Consider the following 24,486-nt stretch of genomic DNA (forward strand, 5'->3'; position numbering starts at 1 on the left):
TTAAGCCGCCTGCGCCACGCAGTGCTCGATCAACGCTTCCAGTTCCTCCTGGTACGCGCGCATCAATCCCTCGACGGTCTCGGCCCGGTAACGACGGGTACTGAAGATGCAACGCAGCGCCAGGCGCCCGTCGTACACCTGCCCCACCACTTCCAGCCAGTTGCCCAACGCCGCGTGGGGGCTGTAGCAGCTGCCGTAGCTTTCGGCCGCCGGTACCAGCAAGGCCTTGTCGTCGAAGCTCTGGTCGAACTGCCCCAGGTAATTGAACGTCACACGCGCCTGAGGCGCCTGGCCCAGGGTCCCGGCCATCTGCTCGCCACTCATGTGACGCAACACGCCGTAACCCAAGCCTTTGTTCGGCACGGCGGCCAACTGCCGCTGCACCGCGCGCACCGAAGTGCCGATGTCGGCATCCGGGTCCGGCGCCAGGCGCACCGGGAACATGCTGGTGAACCAGCCCAAGGTGCGGCTCAGGTCGATGTCCTTGACCAAGTCCTCGCGACCATGTCCCTCAAGCTGGATCAGCACCGAAGGCTGCTGGCTCCAACGGCACAGCACCCTACTCAGGGCTGCCAACAGCACGTCGTTGATCTGCGTCTGGTAGACCGCCGGCACCTGTTTGAGCAACTGCTGGGTGTGTTGCTCCGACAAGCCCAGATGCGCGACCGACTGGAACTGCACCTGGTTCTTGCCCCGTGGGTTGTCACACGGCAACTCACCGCCCGACGGGTCGATCTGCTCCAGCCACCAGGTCTTCTCCTCGGCCGGATAAGCCGCCGCATAGGCTTGCAGGCCCTCGGCCCAGGCCCGGTAGCTGCTGGTGCGAATCGGCAGGCTCGGTAGCTGGCCGTTGCTGTAGGCCTCGTAAGCCGTCTGCAGATCCTGCAGCAGCAAACGCCACGACACCGTGTCGATGACTAGGTGATGGATGACCATCAGCACGCGGATTTCGCCGCTGCCCATGGTCACATGAGCAGTGCGCCACACCGGGCCGTTCTGCAGGTCGAGGCTGCGTTGCACCTGTTCGGCGTAAAGCTCGAGCCCAGCCTCGTCGGCCACTTGGTGCTGCCACAGCAAGGGCTCGCTGGCCCATTGCGCCTGCATCTCCTCCAGCGGCTGGTAGTGCTGCAAATGACGTCCGCCGACCTCGCAAAAGCGCAGGCGCAGTGCGTCGTGCTGCTGCAGCATGGCGCGCAACGCCAGCTCCAGGGCCGTCAGGTTCAACGCTTGGCGGGCACACAGCATCAGCGCCTGGTTGTAATGATGCGGTTCGCTCATGCGCTGGTCGAACAGCCATTGTTGGATCGGGATCAGGTTGAATTGCCCTGCGGCGGCCACTTGGGTCACATCCTCGACCGTCACCGCGAGCGTGTTAGAACGCTGGTCGAAAATCGCTTCGATGGTCTGGCCGCGCATCAGGTCCCGCAGTTTGAGCTCCATCTTCAATTCAGTGTGGTTACGCACTCGCGACACCACTTGCAGGCTGAGGATCGAGTCACCGCCAAGCTCGAAGAAATTGTCCGTGATGCCCACCCGCTCGACTTGCAACACCTCGGCCCAGACCTCGGCCAGCAATTGCTCGTCACGGTTGCGCCCGGGCACGTACTCGGCACTCCTGAATTCCGGCTCCGGCAGGGCCCGGCGATCCAGCTTGCCGTTCGGGGTAACCGGCAGCGCATCCAGGCAAATCACCTGCGCCGGCACCATGTAGTCCGGCAGTTGCAGGCGCAGTTCAGCCTTGAGCCGGTCGCCAATGGCCACACCGTCGGGAGTGACCACGTAGCCAATCAGTTGCTTGCCCGATGCACTGTCGCGGGCGATCACCAGCGCGTCGCTGACGTCGGTCAACTGGCGCAGGCTGGCCTCGACCTCACCCAATTCGATCCGGAAACCCCGCACCTTGATCTGGTGATCGATGCGCCCGACGTAATCGAGCACGCCATCGACACGTTGGCGCACCAGGTCGCCACTGCGGTACAGGCGATCGCCCGGCTGGCCGAACGGATCCGGCACAAAGCGCTCGGCGCTCAGGTCGGCGCGACGATGGTAGCCACGGGCGATGCCCTGGCCGCCGATGTACAGCTCGCCGGCGATGCCTGGCGGCAGTGGGTTGAGGTTGTCGTCGAGCACGTACAAGGCCCGCTCGCCCACGGCACGTCCAATCGGCGCATAAGCGGCTTCACAGCGTTCGCTGACCGGCACCTTCCACAGCATCGGCGTGACCACGGTTTCGGTCGGGCCATAGCCATTGGTGAAGAATTCTGGCCGCAGCGCCGCTTTCACTTGCTCGAAGGTCTGGTCCGGGACCGCATCGCCACCGAAGCAATAGACCCGCACCGGCGGCGGTGCCAACTGGCTGTTGGCAGCGTATTCGGCCAGTTGCTTGAGGTAGGCCGGCGGGAAGCAGGCGATGGTAATGCCGTGCCGGTGCAAGGCGTCGAAAGTCTGTTCTGGCGTCCACAGCGCCCCGTCGCGAATCACCAGGGTGCCGCCGCTGAACAGCGTGCTCAGCCAGCGTTCGTGAGCGCCATCGAAGGCGAACGACATGAAATGCAGCTCACGGGTGCGTTCGTCCATGTCATACAGCCGGGCGATGGCCTGGCAATGCATGCTCATCGGCCCGTGTGCGACGGCGACGCCTTTGGGCCGACCGGTGGAGCCCGAGGTGTAGATCAGGTAGGCCAGGTTGCCGCCGAGCAAACCACTGCGCGGAGCCTGCTCGCTGTAGCCATGGCTGTCGAATTCATCGATGACCAACTGAGCCAGGCCGGCAGATTCGGGCAAACGCGCCTGTACCTGGCTGTGGGTCAGCAGCAGTGCCATGGCCGAGTCCTGGATCATGAACGCCAGGCGCTCAGGCGGATAGTCGATATCCAGCGGCACGTAGGCCGAACCGCTTTTCATCACCGCCAGCAAGGCGACGACCATTTCCACCGAACGCTCCAGGGCCACGCCGACCACGACTTCCGGACCGGCACCGAGTTCGATCAGACGGTGGGCCAGGCGATTGGCCCGGCGCTCCAGTTCGCCATGACTCAACGATTCGTTGCCACACACCAACGCCGTGGCATGCGGACGTGATTGGCTGTGACGGGCAATCAGCTCCGGCAGCAACTGCGTCGGGTACCCGGCGTTCGGCGCCGCGCTCCACTGCTCGAAAGCCCGCCATTGGTCCGCCGACAAACGCTGCAAGTTACCCAGGCAGGCATGCGGCGCCAGGATCATCGCTTCCAGCGTGTCTTCCATCGTACGGCGGATCTGCTCCACCGCTTGCACACTGAAGGCGCTGCGCAGGAACAGGTACTCGATGGACAGCTGTTCGCCGAGGTTCACCGCCAGGTCCATGGGGAAGTTGGTCACGTCGTGATTGCGCGACTCGCCAAAGCTCAGGCCCGTGTCCTGTTGATCGCCCAGGCGCTCATCGATGGGGTAGTTCTCGAAAACGATGATGCTGTCGAACAGCCCCTGCCCGCCCTGGCCCGACCAGCGCTGGATGTCCGCGAGCGGCGCATGGGCGTGTTCGCGCAGATCCAGGTTATAGGCCTGCAACTGTTGCAACCACAGGTTCAGCGGTTGCTCGGGGTCCAGCGTCTGGATCACCGGCAGCGTATTGATGAACAAGCCAAGAATGTTATCGGCGTTGGCCAACCCCGCTGGACGCCCGGCGACGGTGGCACCGAACACCACGGTGTCTTGTCCGGTAAAGCGTTGCAGCAACAGCAGCCACGCCCCCTGGATCAAGGTGTTGGGCGTGATCTGCCAGGCGCGGCAAGCCTGTTGCAGGCGTTCGGTCTGCACCGCGTCCCAGCGCGAATACAGCGCCTCGTGCCCGGGCAAGGCGTCGATGTGGCGCGGGAACATCGCCTGGTTGAGCGACGTCGCCTGTTCCAATGTATCGAGGCGGCTGCGCCAGAAGCGCTCCAGGGCGCCCTGGTCCTGGCGTTGCAACCAGTCGATGAACTCGCGGTAGCGACCGTTGCGGCCCTGGACCTGACCATGGGCGTAGAACTGCAGCACTTCACCGAACAGCCGTGAGCTGCTCCAGCCGTCCATCAGGATGTGATGACAGGTCCAGATCATCTGGTAGCGGTCGTCTTCCAGGCGCAGCAGCAACACCCGTTGCAGCGGCGCACGGCTCAGGTCAAAACCGGCCAGGTAGTCGGCCGTCGCCCGCTCGCCGATCGCTTGTTCGCTGATGTCCTGTCCACGCCAGTCTTCAATCTGCAAAGGCAGCTCAACGTGGCGATGAACGATTTGCAGCGGCGTGCTCAAGCCGTCCTGCCAGTGGAAACTGGTGCGCAGGATGTCTTCGCGTTCGATCACCGATGTCCAGGCGCGGGCGAAACGCTCGGTGTCCAGGCCATGCACCGGCAGGCTTATCTGGTTGATGTACAAGCCGGAGCTGTCGTCGGCCAGGGTATGGAACAGCATGCCGTCCTGCATCGGCGACAGCGGATAGATGTCCTCCACGTGCTGCACGGGCACCGGCAAGCCGTCGAGTTGCGCCTGGGTCAGGCGGGCCAGGGGGAAGTCCGATGGCGTCAGGCCCTGGTGCTCTTCGGTGCAGCAATGTTCGATCAATTGCTGCAAGGCCACGGCATAGGCATCGGCCAATTGCTGCAGGACAGCTTCGTCGAAGACATCACGACTGAAGGTCCAGTCGAGGGACAACTGGCCATTGAAGACCCGGCCGTCGATGGTCAGCCAGTTGCCCAGCGCCACGTCATCGCCATGGCCTGCGCCACTGCCCTCCTCACTGGGCGCGAACAGCGCCTGTTCATCGAAACTCTGGTCGAACTGCCCCAGGTAATTGAAGGTGATCCGGGCCTGCGGCAGCTTCGCCAGGCGCTGTTGCACCGCCGGCTCACCGAGGTAACGCAGGACACCGTAGCCCAAGCCCTTGTTCGGCACCGCACGCAGTTGCTCCTTGATCCGCTTGATCGACTCGGCGCAATCGGTGGCCGGCGTCAGCAGGACCGGGAACAAGCTGGTGAACCAGCCAACGGTACGGCTCAGGTCGATGCCGTCGAACAACTCTTCGCGGCCATGGCCTTCGAGCTGGACCAGGCACGCCGGCTGCCCGGTCCATTGGCAGATGACCTGGGCCAAGGCACTGAGCAACAGATCGTTGACCTGGGTGCGATAGGCCGTTGGCGCCTGCTTGAGCAGGCGCTGGGTCTGCTGGGGGTCCAGGCGGGTCGTCACCGACCGGCCATGCACCGACGCCTGGCTGCCTTCGGGACGTGTGCGCGGCAAGGGCGGCAGGCCCTGGTCGAGTTGTCCGGTCCAGTAATCCAGTTCCCGATTCAGGGTTTCGCTGTGGGCGTAGTCCTGTAACCGAGCGGCCCAGGTCTTGAACGCCGTCGATTTGGCCGGCAGGGACACCGCCTGGTTTGCAAGCCGTTGGCGGTAGGCGGTCTGCAGGTCTTCCAACAGCACCCGCCACGACACACCGTCCATGACCAGGTGGTGAATCGCCAGGTGCAGCCGCGAACTGCCGTCCTGCACCGCGATCAGGCTGCAACGCAACAACGGCCCCTGTTGCAGGTCGAGGCTGCGTTGCGCCTGGTCGGCGATGAGTAGGATCTCATCGGTGTTTTCGGCGCTGCGCTGCCATACCTGCGACGACTGGGCGTCCACGGCCTGGTGGCTGGCGTGCCAGCGGCCGTCATCTGCCTGGGTGAAGCGCAGGCGCAGTGCATCGTGGTGGGCGACTACGTGGTCGAGGGCTTGTTGCAGGCAGGCGATATCCAGGGTTTCCCGCGGGGTCAGCATGACCGACTGGTTCCAATGCCCGCGGTGCGCAATGTCGCTGGCGAAAAACCAGTGCTGCATCGGTACCATCAGGCTGTCACCACTGACCGGGGCCTGGTCGATGCGGTCTTCATCGGCGGCCGTGGCGACCCGCGCCAGGGCCTGGATGTTCTGGTGCAGGAACAGGTCCTTGGGGGTCAGTCCGATGCCTTGTTGGCGGGCGCGACTGACCACTTGGATCGAGTTGATCGAGTCGCCGCCCAAGGCGAAGAAATTGTCGGCCGTACCCACGCGCTCTACGCCAAGTACGCCCTGCCAGATCTCCACCAGCGCACGCTCGATGGCATTGCCGGGCGCCGTGAAATCCTGCTGCAGCTCGGTCACGTCTGGGGCCGGCAATGCCTTGCGGTCGAGCTTGCCGTTCGGGCTCAACGGCATGTTGTCCAGCCGCCCCAGGTGCGTCGGCACCATGTGTTCGGGCAGGCTCAGACGCAGGTGGGCCTGGAGCGCTTCGCGCAGCGTGGGCCAGTCACTGGCCGCGCTTTGCTCGGCAACGACGTAGCCGCTCAAGACCTTACCGCTGCGACTGTCCTGGGCCACCACCACCGCTTCTCGCACCGCCGCATGTTCAAGCAGGCGCGCTTCGATTTCTCCCAACTCGATGCGGAACCCGCGGATTTTCACCTGATGGTCGATACGGCCGATGTAGTCGATCACCCCGTCCGGGCGATAGCGTGCCAGGTCGCCGGTGCGATACAGCCGCTCGCCGGCCACGAACGGGCTGGCGACGAAGCGTTCGGCGGTCAGTCCGGGACGGCGGTGATAACCCCGCGCCAGTCCCTGGCCACTGAGGTACAGCTCGCCATTGACGCCACTGGGCACCGGGTTCAGTTCGTCGTCGAGGATGTAGGTCATCAGGTTGGCGATCGGTTCGCCAATCGGCACCGCATCGCGGCCTTCGTCGCGGCAGGTCCAATGGGTCACGTCGATCGCCGCTTCGGTCGGACCGTACAGGTTGTACAGCCTGGCATTCGGCAATTTGGCGAACACCTGCTGCTGGGCATCCACCGGCAGGGCTTCGCCGCTGCAGACGATGCGGGTCAGGCTGGTGCAACGGCTGACGTTGGCATCCAGCACGAACGCCTGCAGCATTGACGGCACGAAATGCAGGGTGGTGATGCTTTCCCGTTCGATCAGGCTGACCAGCTTCTGTGGGTCGCGATGATCCCCCGGCGCCGCGACCACCAGGCGCACGCCGGTCATCAGTGGCCAGAAGAATTCCCAGACCGACACGTCGAAACTGAACGGCGTCTTTTGCAGAACGCTGTCGCCGGCACGCAGCTCATAGGCCTGCTGCATCCAGCACAGGCGGTTGGTCAGCGCACCATGGCTGTTGCCGGCCCCTTTGGGCTTGCCGGTGGAGCCCGAGGTATAGATCACATAGGCCAGGTTCTGCGCAATGGCCCGGGCAGGCGGATTGTCGGTGGAGTTGTCCCGCAGCCAGTCGTCATCCCCATCCAGCACCAACGTGGTGACACCGCTCCCACAGAACTGGTTGAGCAATGAACTTTGGGTCAGCAGCCATTGAATGCCGCTGTCCTCGATCATATAGGCCAGGCGCTCCGGTGGGTATTCCGGGTCCAGCGGCACATAGGCGCCCCCGGCCTTGAGGATCGCCAGTAGCCCGACCACCATTTCCACGCTGCGGTGCACCGAGATGCCCACCAGCACATCCGGGCCGACGCCTCGCTCGATCAAGGCATGGGCCAACCGGTTGGCGCGGGCGTTGAGTTGGGCATAGCTCAGCGATTGCCCTTCGAACACCAGTGCCTGGGCCTGCGGGTCACGCTCGACCTGGGCTTCGATCAAGTGATGGACCGGTTGATGATTCGGGTAGTCGGCGTAGGTGCGGTTCCAGTCCTCGACGATCATCCGGCGCTGCGCCCCGTCGAGCATCGGCAGTTCGGCGATGCGCTGGGTCGGGTTGGCGACGATGGCGCGCAACAGGTTCAGCCAGTGCTCACCCAAGCGGACGACGGTGCTCGGCTCGAACAGGTCGCTGGCATAGGTCAACGCGACGCTGAGGCCATCGGCGTACTCAAAGGTGTCCAGGGTCAGGTCGAACTGCGCGGTGCCTGAGTCCCAGGTCAGTTGCTCCAGGCTCAGGCCCGGCAACGCCGACAGATCCCGGCGGGCATCGCTGGCATGGTTGAACATCACTTGGAACAGCGGCGTGTGGCTCAGGTTGCGCGCCGGGGCCAGCAGCTCCACCAATTGTTCGAACGGCAGGTCCTGGTGGGCCTGGGCGCCGAGGGCCCGTTGCTTGACCTGATCAAGCAACCGGTCGAATCGCAGGTTGCCGTCGATGTCGGCCTTGAGCACCTGGGTGTTGACGAAGAAGCCCAGCAGACGCTCGGTTTCCACCCGGTTACGGTTGGCGATCGGCACGCCGACGCGGATATCGTTCTGCCCGCTGTAGCGGTGCAGCAAGGTCTGGAAGCCGGCGAGCAACAGCATGAACAACGTGGTGCCCTGATGCTGGGCCAGGCGCTTGAGGCCTTCGGCCAGCGCCGGTTCGACGACGATGGGCAGCCGTGCACCGCGATAGCTTTGCTGGGCCGGGCGCGGATGGTCGGTCGGCAGTTCGAGAATCGGTTGTTCGCCGCCCAATTGCTCGATCCAGTAATCGAGTTGACGCTGCTGCTCCCCCGCCGCCAGCCATTGCCGCTGCCAATGGCCGTAGTCGGCGTACTGGATCGGCAACGGCGCCAGCGCCACGGCCTGGCCCTGGCTGAAACCGGTGTACAACTGCAGCAGGTCGTCGACCATGATCTGCATCGACCAGGCATCGGAGACGATGTGGTGCTGGGTCAGGATCAGCACATGGTCGTCCGTGCCCAGTTGCAGCAGCCGGACCCGCAACAAAGGCCCCTGCTGCAAATCGAAAGGGCGTCGGGTTTCGGCTTCGATCAATCCGCGCAGGGCCTGTTCGTCGCCGGCCGTCCGCACCGACTCGACCTCGATCGCCAGCGGTGCCGGTGTGTCGATCAATTGCACCGGCCGCTCGTCGTTCAGCATGAAGCGGGTGCGCAGGCTTTCGTGCCGCGCCACCAGCGCATCGAAGCTCTGTTGCAGCGCTACACGGTCGAGGCTGCCGCGCAAACGCAGGGCGGCGGGAATATGGTAGGCGCTGCTGCCGGGTTCAAGTTGCCACAGGAACCACTGCCGTTGCTGGGCGTAGGACAGCTCCAGCGGCTGCTCGCGGGAAATTCGTGCAATGCCCGGCTCCTGGCTCGCCGAAGCCGGCTCCATGGCCTCGACAAACCCTTGCAGGCTGTTGTGGGCAAACAACAGGCGCAGTGGCACCAGGATGTGCAACTGTTGGCGGATCCGCGACACCACTTGCGTGGCGAGCAACGAATGGCCGCCCAACTCGAAGAAATTGTCGTTCAAGCCCACCCGCGGCACCTTGAGAATCTCGCCCCAGATCGCCGCCACCGCCTGCTGGACGGGCGTCTGCGGGGCCACATAGGTTTTCTGCCATTGGCTGGCATCGGGCTTGGGCAACTGCTTGCGATCCAGCTTGCCGTTGGGCGTCAGCGGGAAGCGCGGCATCAGCACCATGTGCGCCGGCACCATGTAATCGGGCAGGTTGACCTTGAGCCGGGCCGTCAGGCTGTCGCGCAGAGCGCTCTGGGCGCCGGCATCCAGGTCATTCAGGTCGGCGGTTGGAACGATGTACGCCACCAACGCCTGGCCGCCCGGCGCATCCTGGGCCAGCACCGCCGCTTCGCGCACGCTGTCCTGCTCCAGCAGGCGCGCTTCGATTTCCCCCAGTTCGATACGAAAGCCACGGATTTTCACCTGATGGTCGATACGCCCCAGGTATTCGAGGATGCCGTCGGCACGCTGGCGCGCCAGATCACCGGTGCGGTACAGACGCTCACCGACAGCAAACGGATGCGGCACGAAACGCTCGGCGGTCAGGGCCGCACGTTGGTAGTAACCACGGGCCAGGCCCTGACCGCCGATCAGCAACTCACCCGCCACGCCATAGGGCACCGGCAGCAGGTCGGCGTCGACGATGTACAGCGCCGTGTTATCGATCGGCCCGCCCAGCCACGGTTGCGCATCCGCCGGGCGCAGCGGATGCAGGGCCGACCAGATGGTGGTTTCCGTCGGGCCGTAGAGGTTCCACACTTCACCGCCGAGGGCGAGCATGCGCACCGCCAGTTCCTGGGGCAGTGCCTCACCGCCGCACAGGCATTTGCAGCCGCGCAGCCCGTCGGCGCGTTCGTTGTCCAGCAGCATGCGCCAGGTCGATGGCGTGGCCTGGACCACGTTGACCCGCTCGGCCTCGATCAGCGCCAGCACTGCGTATGGATCCTGGGCGACTTGCTGGCCGGTCAGCACGATGCAGGCGCCCACCATCAGCGGCACGTAGATTTCCAGGCCGAAAATATCGAAGGAGAAGGTCGTCAGCGACAACGCCCGGTCCTGGGCCGTCATGCCCGGTGCCTTGGCCATGCTCGCGACGAAGTTGGTCAGCGCGCCGTGCCGCACCATCACGCCCTTGGGCTTGCCGGTGGAGCCGGAAGTGTAGATCGCGTAGGCCAGGTGCTCCGGGTCCAGGCGTGTCGAAGGTGCCTCGCAGGCATAGCCGTCGAGCCAGTCGCCGTCCTGATCCAGCACCAATGTATTAACACCACAGGACAGCGGTAGCTGGTTGAGCAACGAGCTTTGGGTCAGCAACAGGTCGATGCCGCTGTCTTCGATCATGTATGCCAGGCGATCCTGAGGGAACGCCGGATCAAGCGGCAGGTAGGCGCCGCCGGCCTTGAGGATCGCCAGCAGGCCGACCAGCATATGGGCGCTGCGTTCGACCGCGATGCCTACCAGCACATCGGAACCCACACCGAGGCTTTGCAGTTTCCCCGCCAGTTGATTGGCCCGGGCGTTGAGCTGCCCATAGCCCCAGCGCTCGCCGTCGATCACCAGCGCCGGGGCGTCTGGTGTGCGGCGCGCCTGGGCTTCGAACAGCTGGTGGACAAACCCCGCTTCCGGCGCCGGCGCCGTGGTGCGGTTCCAGTCTTCGAGCTGCGCCTGACGCTGCGCGGCGTCGAGCAGCGACAGCTCAGCGATGCGCTGCGCCGGGTCGGTCACGATCGCCCGCAGCAGGTTCTGCCAATGCCCGGCCATGCGCGCCACCGTGTCGGCACTGAACAGATCGGTGGCGTAGTTCAGCGCCGCGGCGAGACCGTCGCTGTGCTCCACGGTCTCCAGCGTCAGGTCGAACTGCGCACTGTGGGTGTCCCAGCGCAGCCCCTCGACTGTCAGCTCCCCTACCGGTCCTTCGCCCTCCGGGCCTTGGGTCCGATGGTTGAACATCACCTGGAACAGCGGACTGTGGCTCAGGTTGCGCTCGGGTTGCAGGGCCTCGACCAGTTGCTCGAACGGCAGGTCCTGATGGGCCTGGGCGCCCAGGGCCGTATGCTTGACCTGCTGCAGCAAGGCACCGAACGAATCCTGGCCCTGGACATCGCTGTCGAGTACCTGGGTGTTGACGAAAAAGCCAATCAGGCGCTCGGTCTCGACCCGGTTGCGGTTGGCCGTCGGTACGCCGACGCGGATGTCGTTCTGGCCGCTGTAGCGATGCAGCAGCGCCTGGAAGGACGCCAGCAGGACCATGAACAGGCTGGCACCCTCACGCTGGGCCAGTTGCTTGAGCGCACCGGCCAATGCCCCGTCGATCGCCAATTCCAGCCGTGCGCCGCGATAGCTCATCACCGCCGGACGCGGGAAGTCGGTCGGCAGTTCCAATACCGGTTGCGGCCCCCCCAGGCGGGCGGTCCAGTACGCCAGCTGACGTTCGCGCTCGCCCGCCTCCATCCAGTGTCGCTGCCAGATGGCATAGTCGGTGTACTGGATCGGCAGCGCCGGCAATTCCAGCGCCTTGCCCTGGCTGAACGCCCCATATCCCTTGACCAACTCGTCGACCATCACCTGCATCGATCCGCCATCGCAGACGATGTGATGCAGCGTCACGATCAGCACATGGTCATCGGCTGCCAAGCGCAGCAGACGCGTGCGCAGCAGCGGCCCGTGTTGCAGGTCAAACAACTGGCGGGTTTCTTCCTCGATCAGGTGGCGCAGTTGCGCTTCGTCCGGCGCCGGCTCCAGGGCCTGCATGTGCAGGCGTACCGGTGCCGCTTCGTGCACCTGTTGCACGGCCTGCTCGCCGTCGGTCAGGAAGGTGGTGCGCAGGCTCTCGTGGCGTGCCACCAACGCGCTGAAACTCTGTTCGAGCGCGGCGATGTCCAGCGGCCCGCGCAGACGCAGGGCCGTGGGCACGTGATAGGCCGTGCTGTCAGGGTCCAACTGCCAGAGGAACCATTGGCGTTCCTGGGCAAACGACAACGACAGTGTGTCGAACTCGGCACTGACAGGCGGAATCGGCAGGTTCGCCGGGGAAACGTCCTCTTCGAGCATCTTCTGCAAGTACAAGCGACGTTTTTCCAGCGGCAGCGTTATAAAGCGCCTGGCAATACGTTGTGCGACAGCGGTGTCCATCAAACCTCCTCAAATTCATCGAGCAGCGCTTCGAGCTTGCTCAATTTCGATGCATGCATGGGCTCGCTGTCTGGCTCGAGTCGAGCCACGAACGCCGCGAGTACCGGAAATTGGAAAAGCAACTGGGGCGTCAACTTAAGGCCCAGGTCGAGTTGCAGGCGCGACACCACATTCACCGCCAGCAGCGAATGCCCGCCCAACTCGAAGAAATCATCGGCCAGCCCCACCTGCTCGACCTTGAGCACGTCTTGCCAGATGGCCGCGACCTGGCACTCCAGGTCGCTGCGAGGCGCCAGGTAAGTCGATTGCGACGCGCGAACCTCCGGCGCCGGCAGGGCCTTACGGTCGAGCTTGCCGTTGGGGGTCAGCGGCAAGCGGTCGAGGAAGACCAGGTGGGTCGGCACCATGAAGTCCGGCACCTGCTCAGCCAGTCGCGCCTTGAGCTGTTCGCCCATGCGGGCCTGGCTGGCCGCGTCGGCCTGGCTATCGTGGCTAACGAGGTACGCCACCAGGCTCGCGCCGCCGGTGTCTTCCCGCGTCAGCACCACCGCTTCGCGCACGCCGTCGTCGGCCCGCAATCGGGCTTCGATTTCGCCCAGCTCGATGCGCAGGCCACGGATTTTCACTTGATGATCGATCCGGCCGAGGTACTCGATCACGCCTTCCGCACCATGGCGCGCCAGGTCGCCGGTGCGGTACAGCCGCGTGCCCGGCGTTTCGGCAAACGGATCGGGAATGAAGCGCTCGGCAGTGAGGCCAGGGCGCTGGTGATAACCACGGGCCAGGGAATCACCGGCGATGTGCAGTTCGCCAGTGGCCCCGGGAGTGCATGGCTGCAACGTGCCGTCCAGTACGTAGGTGCGCACGTTGTCGAGCGGGCGGCCGATGGCGATGATCCGGCCCACGTCGTCTTCGAGGTCGCGCGTCACCACGTGGCTGCTGGTGTCGATGGTCGCTTCGGTCGGCCCATACAGGTTGCGTAGCTCGCCCTCGAACAGCGCCATGACCTGGCGCGCCAGGTGCGCACTGAGCGCTTCGCCCCCGCACAGCAGCAGGCGCAGGGAGGCCAGTTGCTCGCGAGTTGCCAGGGGCAGCAGGGCTTGCAGCAGCGACGGCGCCATTTGCAGCACGCTGATGCGCCACCGCGCCACTTCGGCCCACAACGTGGTCAGGTCGAGGTTCAGTTGCGCGGGTGCGAGTACCAGTTGCGCGCCGGTCATCAATGGCAGCCAGAACTCCCAGACGGAGGCATCGAAACTGATCGCGGTTTTTTGCAGGACGCGGTCAGCGGCCGTCAGCTGCAGGCAACCCTGCATCCACGTCATGTGATTGCTCAAGGCGCCATGGCGAAGGGTCACGCCCTTGGGCCTGCCGGTAGAGCCAGAGGTGTAGATCACGTAGGCGAGGTTCTGGCTGTCGACAACGACGCCAGGATCAAGCCCGTCGTAGCCATCCAACCACTCCTGCGACTGATCCAGCAGCAGGCAGCTCACGGCGATGTCGCCCAAGCGTGACTGCACTGCGGTTTCGGTCAGCAGCAAGGCGATGCCACTGTCCTCGACCATGTACGCCAGGCGATCCTGTGGATAAGCCGGATCCAGCGGCACATAGGCGCCACCGGCCTTGAGCACCGCCAGCAGGCCGACGACCATCTGCACATTGCGGGTCATCGCCAGCCCCACCAGCACGTCCGGGCCGACGCCGCGTTCGATCAAGCCATGGGCCAGGCGATTGGCCCGGGTATTGAGCTGGGCATAGGTGAGGGTTTCCTGTTCGGTGACCAGGGCGGGCGCCTCGGGCGTGAGCCGGGCCTGGGCTTCGATCCACTGATGCACCGGGCGGCGATCCGGCGCCTGCACCACGGTGGCGTTCCAGTCACGCAGCACACGCTGGCGCGTCAGCTCGTCCAACAGCTGGATTTCTCCCAGGCAGCGGCTGGCCGGTTGGCTCGTCATCTGCGCGAGCACGTGTGCCACCTGCTCAGCCAGGCGCTCGACGGTGTGTGTAGGGAAAGCAGCGTGGGCATAAGTGAAGTGCAGGCTCAGGGTGTCAGTTAGATTGACGGCCAGGGTCAGCGGAAAATTAGTCTGTTCCTGGTTCTGCACGGTGCCGAAGCTCAAGCCCGACGGTGCCTGCTCTTGCAGGGCCTGGGACACGGGGTAGTTTTCGAACACCAGCAGAGTGTCGAACAGACCTTCACCGCCCTGCCCGGCCCAGCGCTGGATCTCGAATAACGGCGTGTGCTCGTGCTCGCGCAAGGCGACGTTCTGCGCCTGGACCTGATGCAACAGGCTGCTCAGCGATTGCTCTGGACGCGGGCTGGCGATCACCGGCAAGGTATTGATGAACAGGCCGATCTGCTGCTCGACCCCCTTGAGTTCGCTCGGTCGCCCCGATACGGTGGCGCCGAAGGCCACGGTGCCATGCCCGGTGTGGTGCTGTAGCAGCAACAGCCAGGTCGCTTGGACGACGGTGTTGAGGGTGACTTTCTGCTGGCGGGCGAACTCGCCCAGGCGCTGGGTCTGCTGCACCGTCAGGTGGTGATAGTGGCTGGCATGGCTGCTTTCGAACGCCGGCTGCGCGGGCACGAATTGGGAGGGCGCCAGGCGGGTCGGCGCCTCCAGACCTTGCAGTTGCGCCAGCCAGAAGGTTTCACTGGCCTTGGCATCGCGTCCTTGCAGCCAGGCGATGTAGTCCCGATAGCGTCCGGCCTGGCGCGGCAAGGCTTGGCCGGCATAGCGTTGCAAAACCTCGCCGAGCAGCTGCGAATTGCTCCAGCCATCCATCAGGATGTGGTGATGGGTGTAGACCAGGTGATAACGCTGCTGCGCCGTGCGCACCAGCACCAGGCGCAGCAGCGGCGCCCGGGCCAGGTCGAAGCCCTGGTCGCGTTCGGTTCCGGCCAGCTCGGCCAGGGCCTGTGCGGCATCAGTGCGGGCGCTCCAGTCCAGCGAAGTAAACGGCACGCGCACCTGCTTGTGCACAACCTGTACCGGCCGCTCGCCGCCCTGCCAGACAAAACTGCTGCGCAGGATGTCATGGGCATCGACCGCTGCTTGCCAGGCGTCCTCGAAACGCTGCGGATCAAGGCCTTCGATGTCCAGGCACATCTGGTTGATGTACGCACCGCTGCCCTGTTCATACAGGCTGTGGAACAACATGCCCTGCTGCATCGGCGCCAGCGGGTAGAGGTCGTCTACCGAGCGCGCCGCCAGCCCCAGGCCATCGAGCTGCACCTGGGTGAAGCCGGCCAAAGGGAAATCCGAAGGCGTCGCGCCCTGGTTCACCGGATCGCAACAATGGGCAATCAACAGCGCCAGTTCGTGGCCGTAGTCATCGGCCAAGCGCTGGATCGTCGCTCGCTCGAACTGCACCTCGGCGAAGGTCCAGCCCAGACTCAGCGCGCCATCGAACACCTGGCCGTTGAGGGTCAGCCAGTTACCCAGGGTGGTCAGCGGGCTCTGCTCATCGCCGCCGCTTTCGCTGGCCGGGCTGAATAACGCACCTTGATCCTGATCGAAACTGCCATCGAACTGCCCGAGGTAGTTGAAGGTGACGCGCGGCACCGGCAACCCTTGCAGGGCCGCCCGGCTGGCGTCGTCGCCCAGGAAGCGCAGCGCGCCGAAGCCCACGCCCTTGTCGGGGATCGTCCGCAAGCCTTGCTTGATTGACTTGATGGAGTCCGCCAGTCCGGCGGCCGGGGTCAACTTGACCGGGAACAGACTGGTGAACCAACCCACGGTACGGGTCAGGTCGAGATGGGCGAACAGTTCCTCGCGGCCATGGCCTTCGAGCTGGATCAACAGGCTGTCATGGCCACTCCAGCGGCAGATCACCCGGGCCAGCGCCGTGAGCAACAGATCGTTCACCTGGGTGCGGTAGGCTGCCGGCGCTTCTTGCAGCAATTGTCGGGTCAGGTGGGAGTCCAGCCGCGTATGAACGGTGACTGCCTGCCGGTTCTGCGCGGTCGCGTCAGGGTCCAGGCACGGCAGGTCGGCCGGGACGCCTTGCAACTGCTCCTGCCAATACGCCAGTTGCTGCTGCAGCTCGGCGCTGCGGGCATGGGCCTGCAACTGCTCGGCAAACGCCTTGACCGAACTGGTCTTGGCCGGCAGTTGCAGCGGGTGGCCGGCGAGCAACTGCCGGTAGGCGGTTTGCAGGTCGTCGAACAGAATCCGCCACGACACACCGTCCACCGCCAAATGATGGACCACCAGCAACAGCCGCTGGCTGCCATCGGCCAATGTCGCCAAGACTCCGCGCAACAATGGCCCGCCCTGCAGGTCCAGGCTGCGCTGGGCCTGGTTGGCAAGTTCTTCCAGGGCCGCCGCGTCAGTCACTTCGCACTGCCACAGCAACCCATCTGCTGCCCAGGCCTGGTGTTGCGCCGCCACCTCACGATGGCTGGCACGCCAACCACCGGCGCTTTCACTGAAAGACAAACGCAGGGCGTCATGGTGCAGCACCAATGCCTGCAAGGCCTGCTCCACCCAGGATGCTTGCAACAGGCTGGCCGGTTTCAGCAGCACCGACTGGTTGTAGTGATGACGCTCGGGAATCGCCTCGGCGAAAAACGCCTGCTGGATGGGCAACAAGGGGCTCGGCCCTTGCACCGGTGCCTGATCGATGGCCTGCTCCTGCGCACCGGTCTGGGCAACGCTTGCCAGCGCCTGCACGGTCTGGTGCTGGAACAGGTCCTTGGGGGAAAAACGGATACCCACCTGACGGGCGCGGCTGACGACTTGGATGGAGACGATAGAGTCACCGCCCAGCTCGAAGAAGTTATCACTCAAGCCCACTCGCTCGACTTTCAGCACCTCTTGCCAGATCGCCGCGAGCTGCTGTTCCAGTTCGCTTTCAGGTGCGACGTAGGCCTGCTGGACCAGGCTGACGTCCGCCTGTGGCAGCGCCTTGCGGTCAAGCTTGCCGTTGGCGGTCAGCGGCCATTGCTCGAGGAACAGCAGGTGTGTCGGCACCATGTAGTCCGGCAGGTCGGCCTTGAGCTGCGCCTTGATCCGGTCACGCAAACCGGCTTGGTCCTCGGTGGCGTGCGCCGGGATCACATAGCCCACCAGTTGCTGGCCGCTCGGTCCGTCCTGGGCCAGCACCAACGCTTCGCGCACCGTCGCCAGAGCGTTCAGGCGTGCTTCGATTTCGCCCAGCTCGATGCGGAAACCGCGGATCTTCACTTGATGATCGATGCGCCCGACGTACTCGATGACGCCATCGCTGCGGTACTGCGCCAGGTCGCCGGTGCGGTACAAGCGTGCGCCGCTTTCACCGAACGGGTCGGGGATGAAACGCAAGGCGGTGAGATCACCGCGCTTCAGGTAACCACGGGCCAGGCCAGCTTGCCCGACATACAGCTCGCCGATGCAGCCCTTCGGCACCGGGTTCAAATCGCCGTCCAGCAAGTACCACGACAGATCGGCAATCGGTTCGCCGATGGGGCTGCTGGCGTCCTGTTCCAGGTCCGCTATCGACAGCGGACGATAGGTCACGTGCACCGTGGTTTCGGTGATGCCATACATGTTGATCAATTGCGGGGCCGCGTCACCGTACTTTTCGAACCATGGGCGCAGGGCCTTGACGTCCAGCGCCTCGCCACCGAACACCACGTAGCGCAAGGCGTTGCCCCGCTCACCGGCGCAGGCTTCGTGCATTAACTGCTTGAACGCCGAAGGTGTCTGGTTGAGCACCGTCACCCCAGCCTCGCACAGCAACTCGTGGAACTGCTGCGGTGAACGGCTGATGTCGTAGGGCACGATCAACAACTCGCCGCCGTGGAGCAGCGCGCCAAAAATTTCCCAGACCGAGAAGTCGAACGCGTAGGAATGGAACAGGCTCCAGACGTCTTCCGGGCCAAAGTGGAACCATGGCTCAGTGGCCTCGAACAGGCGCAGCACGTTGTGGTGCGGCAGCAAGGTGCCCTTCGGCTGGCCGGTGGAACCGGAGGTGTAGATCACGTAGGCCAGGTTCGCGGCGTCCATCGCCACATAGGGATCGCTGTCGGTAAAGGTGCTGACGTCGGCATCCAGCAAAAGCGTCTGCACACCGGCGGGCACTGGCAACTGATCGACCAGGGAGGCTTGAGTCAGCAATAAGTGGATGCCACTGTCCTGCATCATGTAGGCCAGCCGATCCTGGGGATACGTCGGGTCCAGCGGCACGTAGGCGCCACCGGCCTTGAGGATCGCCAGCAGGCCCACCAGCATCTCGAAACCACGCTCGGCCGCCAGCCCTACCAGCACATCCGGGCCGACGCCGTGGGCGATCAGTTGATGGGCGCGGCGGTTGGCCTGGGCGTTGAGTTCACCGTAGGTCAGGGTTTCGGTGTTAGACCGCAGGGCAATCGCGTCGGGCCGCAAACGCGCCTGGTCGGCGATCCGCTGATGCAGGCAACCCTGGCCCGGGAAGCGCCGTGGTGCCGGGTTCCATTGGGCGATGTTGTGTTGTCGCTCGGTGGTTTGCAGCAGCGGCAGGTCACCGATGCGTTGCCGGGCATCGGCGACAATCCCGTGCAACAGGTTCAACCAGTGATCGGCCATGCGTTGCACGGTGCTGGCGTCGAACAGGTCGGTGGCATAGGTCAGCGCGGCACTGACTTCGCCCTCAGCCTCGAGCGTGTCGAGCGTCAGGTCGAACTGAGCGGTCTGGCTTTGCCATTCCTCGGCTGCGATGACCAGCCCGGGCAATGACGGGAGGACCTGGCGATCAACGCTCTGATGGTTGTACAACACTTGGAACAGCGGGCTGTGGCTCAGGTTGCGCTCCGGCCGCAACGCGTCGACCAATTGCTCGAACGGCAAATCCTGATGGGCCTCGGCGCCGATGACCGCACGCTTGACCTGCGCCAGCAACTCACTGAAACGCTGCTGCGGATCGACTTCGGCCTTGAGCACCTGGGTGTTGACGAAGAAACCGATCAAGCCTTCGGTTTCCACCCGGTTGCGGTTGGCAATCGGTACGCCGACACGGATATCCGACTGGCCGCTGTAGCGGTGCAGCAAGGCCTGGAACGAGGCCAGCAAGACCATGAACAGCGTACTGCCCTCGCGCTGGGCCAGTTGCCGCAATTGCCGCCCCAGCGGCGCCGGCAGTTCAATGGCCAGGCGCGCCCCGGCAAAGCTCTGCCGGGCCGGGCGCGGACGGTCGGTCGGCAACGCCAGCAACGGCTGTTCGCCGCCCAGCACTTCGGTCCAGTAGGCTAATTGCCGTTCCCGTTCGCCGGCCTCCATCCACTGGCGCTGCCACACTGCGTAATCGGCGTATTGGATCGGCAACTCGGCCGCTGCGAAGGCTTCGCCTCGGCGGCCGGCGGCATAGCCTTGCATCAATTCCCGCACCAGCAATTGCATCGACCAACCGTCCGAAACGATGTGGTGCTGAGTCAGCACCAGCACATGCTCGTCGGCCGCCAGTCGCAACAGGCCGACCCGCAGCAGCGGACCGTTGTGCAGGTCGAATGGCTGGCTGATCTGGCGGCTGACGAATGCCCGGACCTGCCCAGCCGTATCACCCGAGCCATGCTCAAGCACTTCTGGAATCACCACAGGGTCCATCCGAGCGTGAATCACCTGGAAGGCTTGTTCGTCGACCTGGACGAAGGTGGTGCGCAAACTCTCGTGGCGCTGTACCAGGGTCGCGAAGCTCTGTTGCAAGGCCTCCAGGTCCAGCGCGCCATGAATCCGCAGCGCCGCCGGAATATGGTAGGCCGCGCTGTGCGGCTCCATCTGCCAGAGAAACCACTGGCGCTGCTGGGCGTAGGACAGTGGCAACGGCGCCGCGTCCCGGGCGATACGGGCAATGCCCGCCGGCCGCGCCACCGCACTGTGCTCCAGCGCATCCACGCACGCCTTGAGGCTGGCGTCTTCGAACAACTGGCGTAATTGCAGGTTCAGACCGAGGGTCTGGCGAATACGCGACACCATCTGCGTCGCCAGCAGCGAATGGCCGCCCAGCTCGAAGAAGTTATCACTCAAGCCCACCCGCTCGACTTTCAGCACCTCTTGCCAGATCGCCGCGAGCTGCTGTTCCAGTTCGCTTTCAGGCGCGACGTAGGCCTGTTGGACAAGGCTGGCGTCCGCCTGTGGCAGCGCCTTGCGGTCAAGCTTGCCGTTGGCGGTCAGCGGCCATTGCTCGAGGAACAGCAGGTGTGTCGGCACCATGTAGTCCGGCAGGTCGGCCTTGAGCTGGGCCTTGATCCGGTCACGCAAACCGGCTTGGTCCTCGGTGGCGTGCGCCGGGATCACATAGCCCACCAGTTGCTGGCCGCTCGGTCCGTCCTGGGCCAGCACCAACGCTTCACGCACGGTTTGCGAGGCGTTCAAGCGTGCTTCGATTTCGCCCAGCTCGATGCGGAAACCGCGGATCTTCACCTGATGGTCGATGCGGCCGACGTACTCGATGACGCCATCGCTGCGGTACTGCGCCAGGTCGCCGGTGCGGTACAAGCGTGCGCCGCTTTCACCGAACGGGTCGGGGATGAAACGCAAGGCGGTGAGGTCGCCACGGTTCAGGTAACCACGGGCTAGGCCAGCTTGCCCGACATACAACTCGCCGATGCAGCCCTTCGGCACCGGGTTCAAATCGCCGTCCAGCAAGTACCACGACAAGTCGGCAATCGGCTCGCCAATCGGGCTGCTGGCGTCCTGTTCCAGGTCCGCTATCGACAGCGGTCGGTAGGTCACGTGCACCGTGGTTTCGGTGATGCCATACATGTTGATCAATTGCGGGGCCGCGTCGCCGTACTTTTCGAACCATGGGCGCAGGGCCTTGACGTCCAGCGCCTCGCCACCGAACACCACGTAGCGCAAGGCGTTGGCCCGGCCGTCGGCGCAGGCTTCGTGCATTAACTGCTTGAACGCCGAAGGTGTCTGGTTGAGCACCGTCACCCCAGCCTCGCACAGCAACTCGTGGAACTGCTGCGGTGAACGGCTGATGTCGTAGGGCACGATCAACAACTCGCCACCGTGGAGCAGCGCGCCAAAGATTTCCCAGACCGAGAAGTCGAACGCGTAGGAATGGAACAGGCTCCAGACGTCTTCCGGGCCAAAGTGGAACCATGGCTCAGTGGCCTCGAACAGGCGCAGCACGTTGTGGTGCGGCAGCAAGGTGCCCTTCGGCTGGCCGGTGGAACCGGAGGTGTAGATCACGTAGGCCAGGTTCGCGGCGTCCATCGCCACGTAGGGATCGCTGTCGGTGAAGGTGCTGACGTCGGCATCCAGCAAGAGCGTCTGCACGCTGGCAGGCACTGGCAACTGATCGACCAGGGAGGCTTGAGTCAGCAATAAGTGGATGCCACTGTCCTGCATCATGTAGGCCAGCCGATCCTGGGGATAACTCGGGTCCAGCGGCACGTAGGCACCGCCGGCCTTGAGGATTGCCAGCAGGCCCACCAGCATGTCGATGCCACGCTCGGCCGCCAGCCCCACCAGCACATCCGGGCCGACGCCGTGGGCGATCAGTTGATGGGCGCGACGGTTGGCCTGGGCGTTGAGTTCACCGTAGGTCAGGGTTTCGGCGTTAAACCGCAGGGCAACCGCGTCGGGCCGCAAACGCGCCTGGTCGGCGATCCGCTGGTGCAGGCAATCCTGGCCCGGGAAGCGCCGTGGTGCCGGGTTCCATTGGGCGATGTTGTGTTGTCGCTCGGTGGTTTGCAGCAGCGGCAGGTCACCGATGCGTTGCCGGGCATCAGCGACAATCCCGTGCAGCAGGTTCAGCCAGTGATCGGCCATGCGTTGCACGGTGCTGGCGTCGAACAGGTCGGTGGCGTAGCTCAGGGCAGCGAACAGCTCACCGTCGATTTCGTGCGTATCGAGGGTCAGGTCGAACTGGGCAGTGTGGGAACCCCAGTCCAGGCTCTCGACCTGCAAGCCCGGCAAGTGCAGGGCCTGGGCCGCACCGCCGCTCTGGTGGTTGAACATGATCTGGAACAGCGGGCTGTGGCTCGAATGCCGCTCCGGCGCAAGGACCTGCACCAGTTGCTCGAACGGCAGGTCCTGATGGGCTTGCGCCCCCAACGACGCCTGCTTGACCTGCGCCAGCAACTCCACGAACGGCAAGGCGCCGTAGACCTGGGCGCTCAGTACCTGGGTGTTGACGAAAAAGCCGATCAGGCCTTCGGTTTCCGGCCGATTTCGGTTGGCTACCGGCACCCCCACGCGGATGTCCGACTGGCCGCTGTAGCGGTGCAGCAAGGCCTGGAATGAGGCCAGCAAGACCATGAACAGCGTCGCGGCTTCGCGCTGAGCCAGTTGTTTCAAACCCTTCGTTAACGCACGGTCCAGCCTCAGGTCCAGGCGTGCGCCACGATGGCTCTGCGCCGCCGGGCGCGGTCGATCCGTCGGCAACGGCAGTACTTCGCCGCCATCGCCCAAACGCTCGGTCCAATACGCCAGTTGCCGTTGCAGCTCGCCGGCCTCCATCCATTTGCGCTGCCAGATCGCGTAGTCGGCGTACTGGATCGGCAGCGGCGCCAAGTCCGGCACCTGGCCATGGCTATGGGCGGCGTAGAGCCGGACCAGGTCGTTGACCATGATCCGCGCGGAGGCACCGTCGCAGATGATGTGGTGTTGGGTCAGCACCAGCACATGATCATCCGACGCCACTTGCAGCAGCTTGACCCGCAGCAGCGGCCCCCGTTGCAGGTCGAACAGTTCGGCGATTTCGCCATCGATCAGGGTCTTGAGCGCGGCCTCGTCCGACGCCCCCGACAACCGCACCGGCTCGATCGGCAGGCTCAGTCGCTCCTGCACCACTTGCACAGGCCCTTGCGCGCTGTCGACGAACACGGTGCGCAGCACCTCATGGCGTGCCAGCAAGGCCTCGAAACTGCGCTGCAGCGCGGACAGGTCGAGGGCGCCGCGCAACCGCAGCGCCGTCGGCACATGGTAGGCCGCGCTGTGAGGGTCCAGTTGCCAGAGGAACCACTGGCGCTCCTGAGCGTAAGACAGGTCGAGGACCTCGAACTCGTCGCGCATCGCCGGAATCGGCAACGCCGCGAAGCTCATGTGCTTGCTGTGCAGTTTTTGCAGGAACGCTTGCCGTTGGGCCAGCGGTAAACGGATGAATCGCTGAACCAGAGACAGGTTATCGAGCTGAGTCATTCAAAGGGTCTCCAGGTCTGCCAGGAAGTCATGCATCTCACTCAGATCGTCGCTGGAGTGAGGGGTCAGGTGAACCGCCAGTTGGTCGGCGTACTCGGCCAGGGATGCGGTGCTGAACAGCAACTCCAGCGGCACTGCGGCGCCTTGTTCCATTTGCAGGCGCGCCGTCGCTTGGGTCGCCAGCAAGGAATGCCCGCCCAGTTCAAAGAAGTTGTCGTCGCGCCCTACCCGTTCGAGCTTGAGCACGTCTTGCCAGATATCGGCGATGCGTTGTTCGAGAGCTCCCTGGGGCGCCACGTAGGCGCGCAAGAGTTGGCTGGCATCCGGCTGCGGCAAGGCCTTGCGGTCGAGCTTGCCGTTGGGCGTCAGCGGGAATCGTTCGAGCAGCAGCCAGTGCGAGGGGATCATGTAGTCGGGCAACAACGCCTCCAGCCGCGACTTGAGGGCATCACGCAAGGCCGCAGGCTCGGCAGCCTCCGGCTGGGTGGCGATCAGATACGCCACCAACTGCGTGCCCGCCGGCCCCTGCTGGGGAACCACCACGGCCTCGCGGATCGAGTCCTGGGCCAGCAGGCAGGCTTCGATTTCCCCCAGTTCGATGCGGAAACCGCGGATCTTCACCTGATGGTCGATGCGCCCGACGTACTCGAGCACCCCATCGGCCCGCTGCCGCGCCAGGTCACCGGTGCGATACACGCGCGAGCCGTTGCCGAACGGATCCGGCAGGAAACGCTCGGCGGTGAGCGCCGCGCGGTCGTGGTAACCACGGGCCAGGCCATCGCCACCGATCAACAGCTCGCCGATCAACCCGACCGGGTTCGGCGCGAAGTGATCGCCGACGATGTACAGCGAAGTGTTGGCGATCGGTCGACCGAGGCAAGGGCGGCGCTGGTCTTCGGTGAGTCGGTAAGCCGCCGACCAGATGGTGGTTTCAGTCGGGCCGTAGAGGTTCCAGACTTCACCGGCGACACTGAGCAGTCGTTCGGCCAGGTCCTCGGCCAGGGCTTCGCCGCCGCACAGGCATTTGCGCCCGGCGAGCACCCCGGCCGCCGGG

The 24,486-nt window shown here is 64.7% G+C and carries 3 protein-coding genes (1 of these 3 running past the window's edge); all 3 read right to left on the reverse strand.

Going from position 1 to position 24,486, the window contains the following annotated elements:
- Tightly spaced (each overlapping or abutting the next), the 3 genes in view from QNH97_RS19690 to QNH97_RS19700 form a layout consistent with a single transcriptional unit that may run on beyond the window.
- The gene (locus QNH97_RS19690; RefSeq protein ID WP_283553516.1) at positions 1-12,324 is read right to left on the reverse strand and encodes a non-ribosomal peptide synthase/polyketide synthase; all 12,324 of its coding nucleotides are present in this window, start codon (positions 12,322-12,324) and stop codon (positions 1-3) included.
- Positions 12,324-23,432: a non-ribosomal peptide synthetase gene (locus tag QNH97_RS19695; protein WP_283553517.1), complete on the reverse strand. Its 11,109-nt coding sequence runs from the start codon at positions 23,430-23,432 to the stop codon at positions 12,324-12,326. The genes QNH97_RS19690 and QNH97_RS19695 overlap by 1 nt, the downstream gene beginning before the upstream one ends.
- Positions 23,433-24,486: the 3' portion of a non-ribosomal peptide synthase/polyketide synthase gene (locus tag QNH97_RS19700; RefSeq protein ID WP_283553518.1), read on the reverse strand. 11,327 nt of this gene lie beyond the right edge of the window; the window shows 1,054 of its 12,381 coding nt (coding positions 11,328-12,381); its start codon lies off the right edge, out of view; its stop codon occupies positions 23,433-23,435.

It is taken from the genome of Pseudomonas sp. G2-4 (genome assembly GCF_030064125.1).
In the GTDB taxonomy this organism is placed as follows: domain Bacteria; phylum Pseudomonadota; class Gammaproteobacteria; order Pseudomonadales; family Pseudomonadaceae; genus Aquipseudomonas.

Excerpts from the sequence above, each read along its gene's own strand:
- QNH97_RS19690 (WP_283553516.1), bottom strand. The coding sequence starts at position 12,324 with ATGGACACCGCTGTCGCACAACGTATTGCCAGGCGCTTTATAACGCTG.
- QNH97_RS19695 (WP_283553517.1), bottom strand. The coding sequence starts at position 23,432 with ATGACTCAGCTCGATAACCTGTCTCTGGTTCAGCGATTCATCCGTTTA.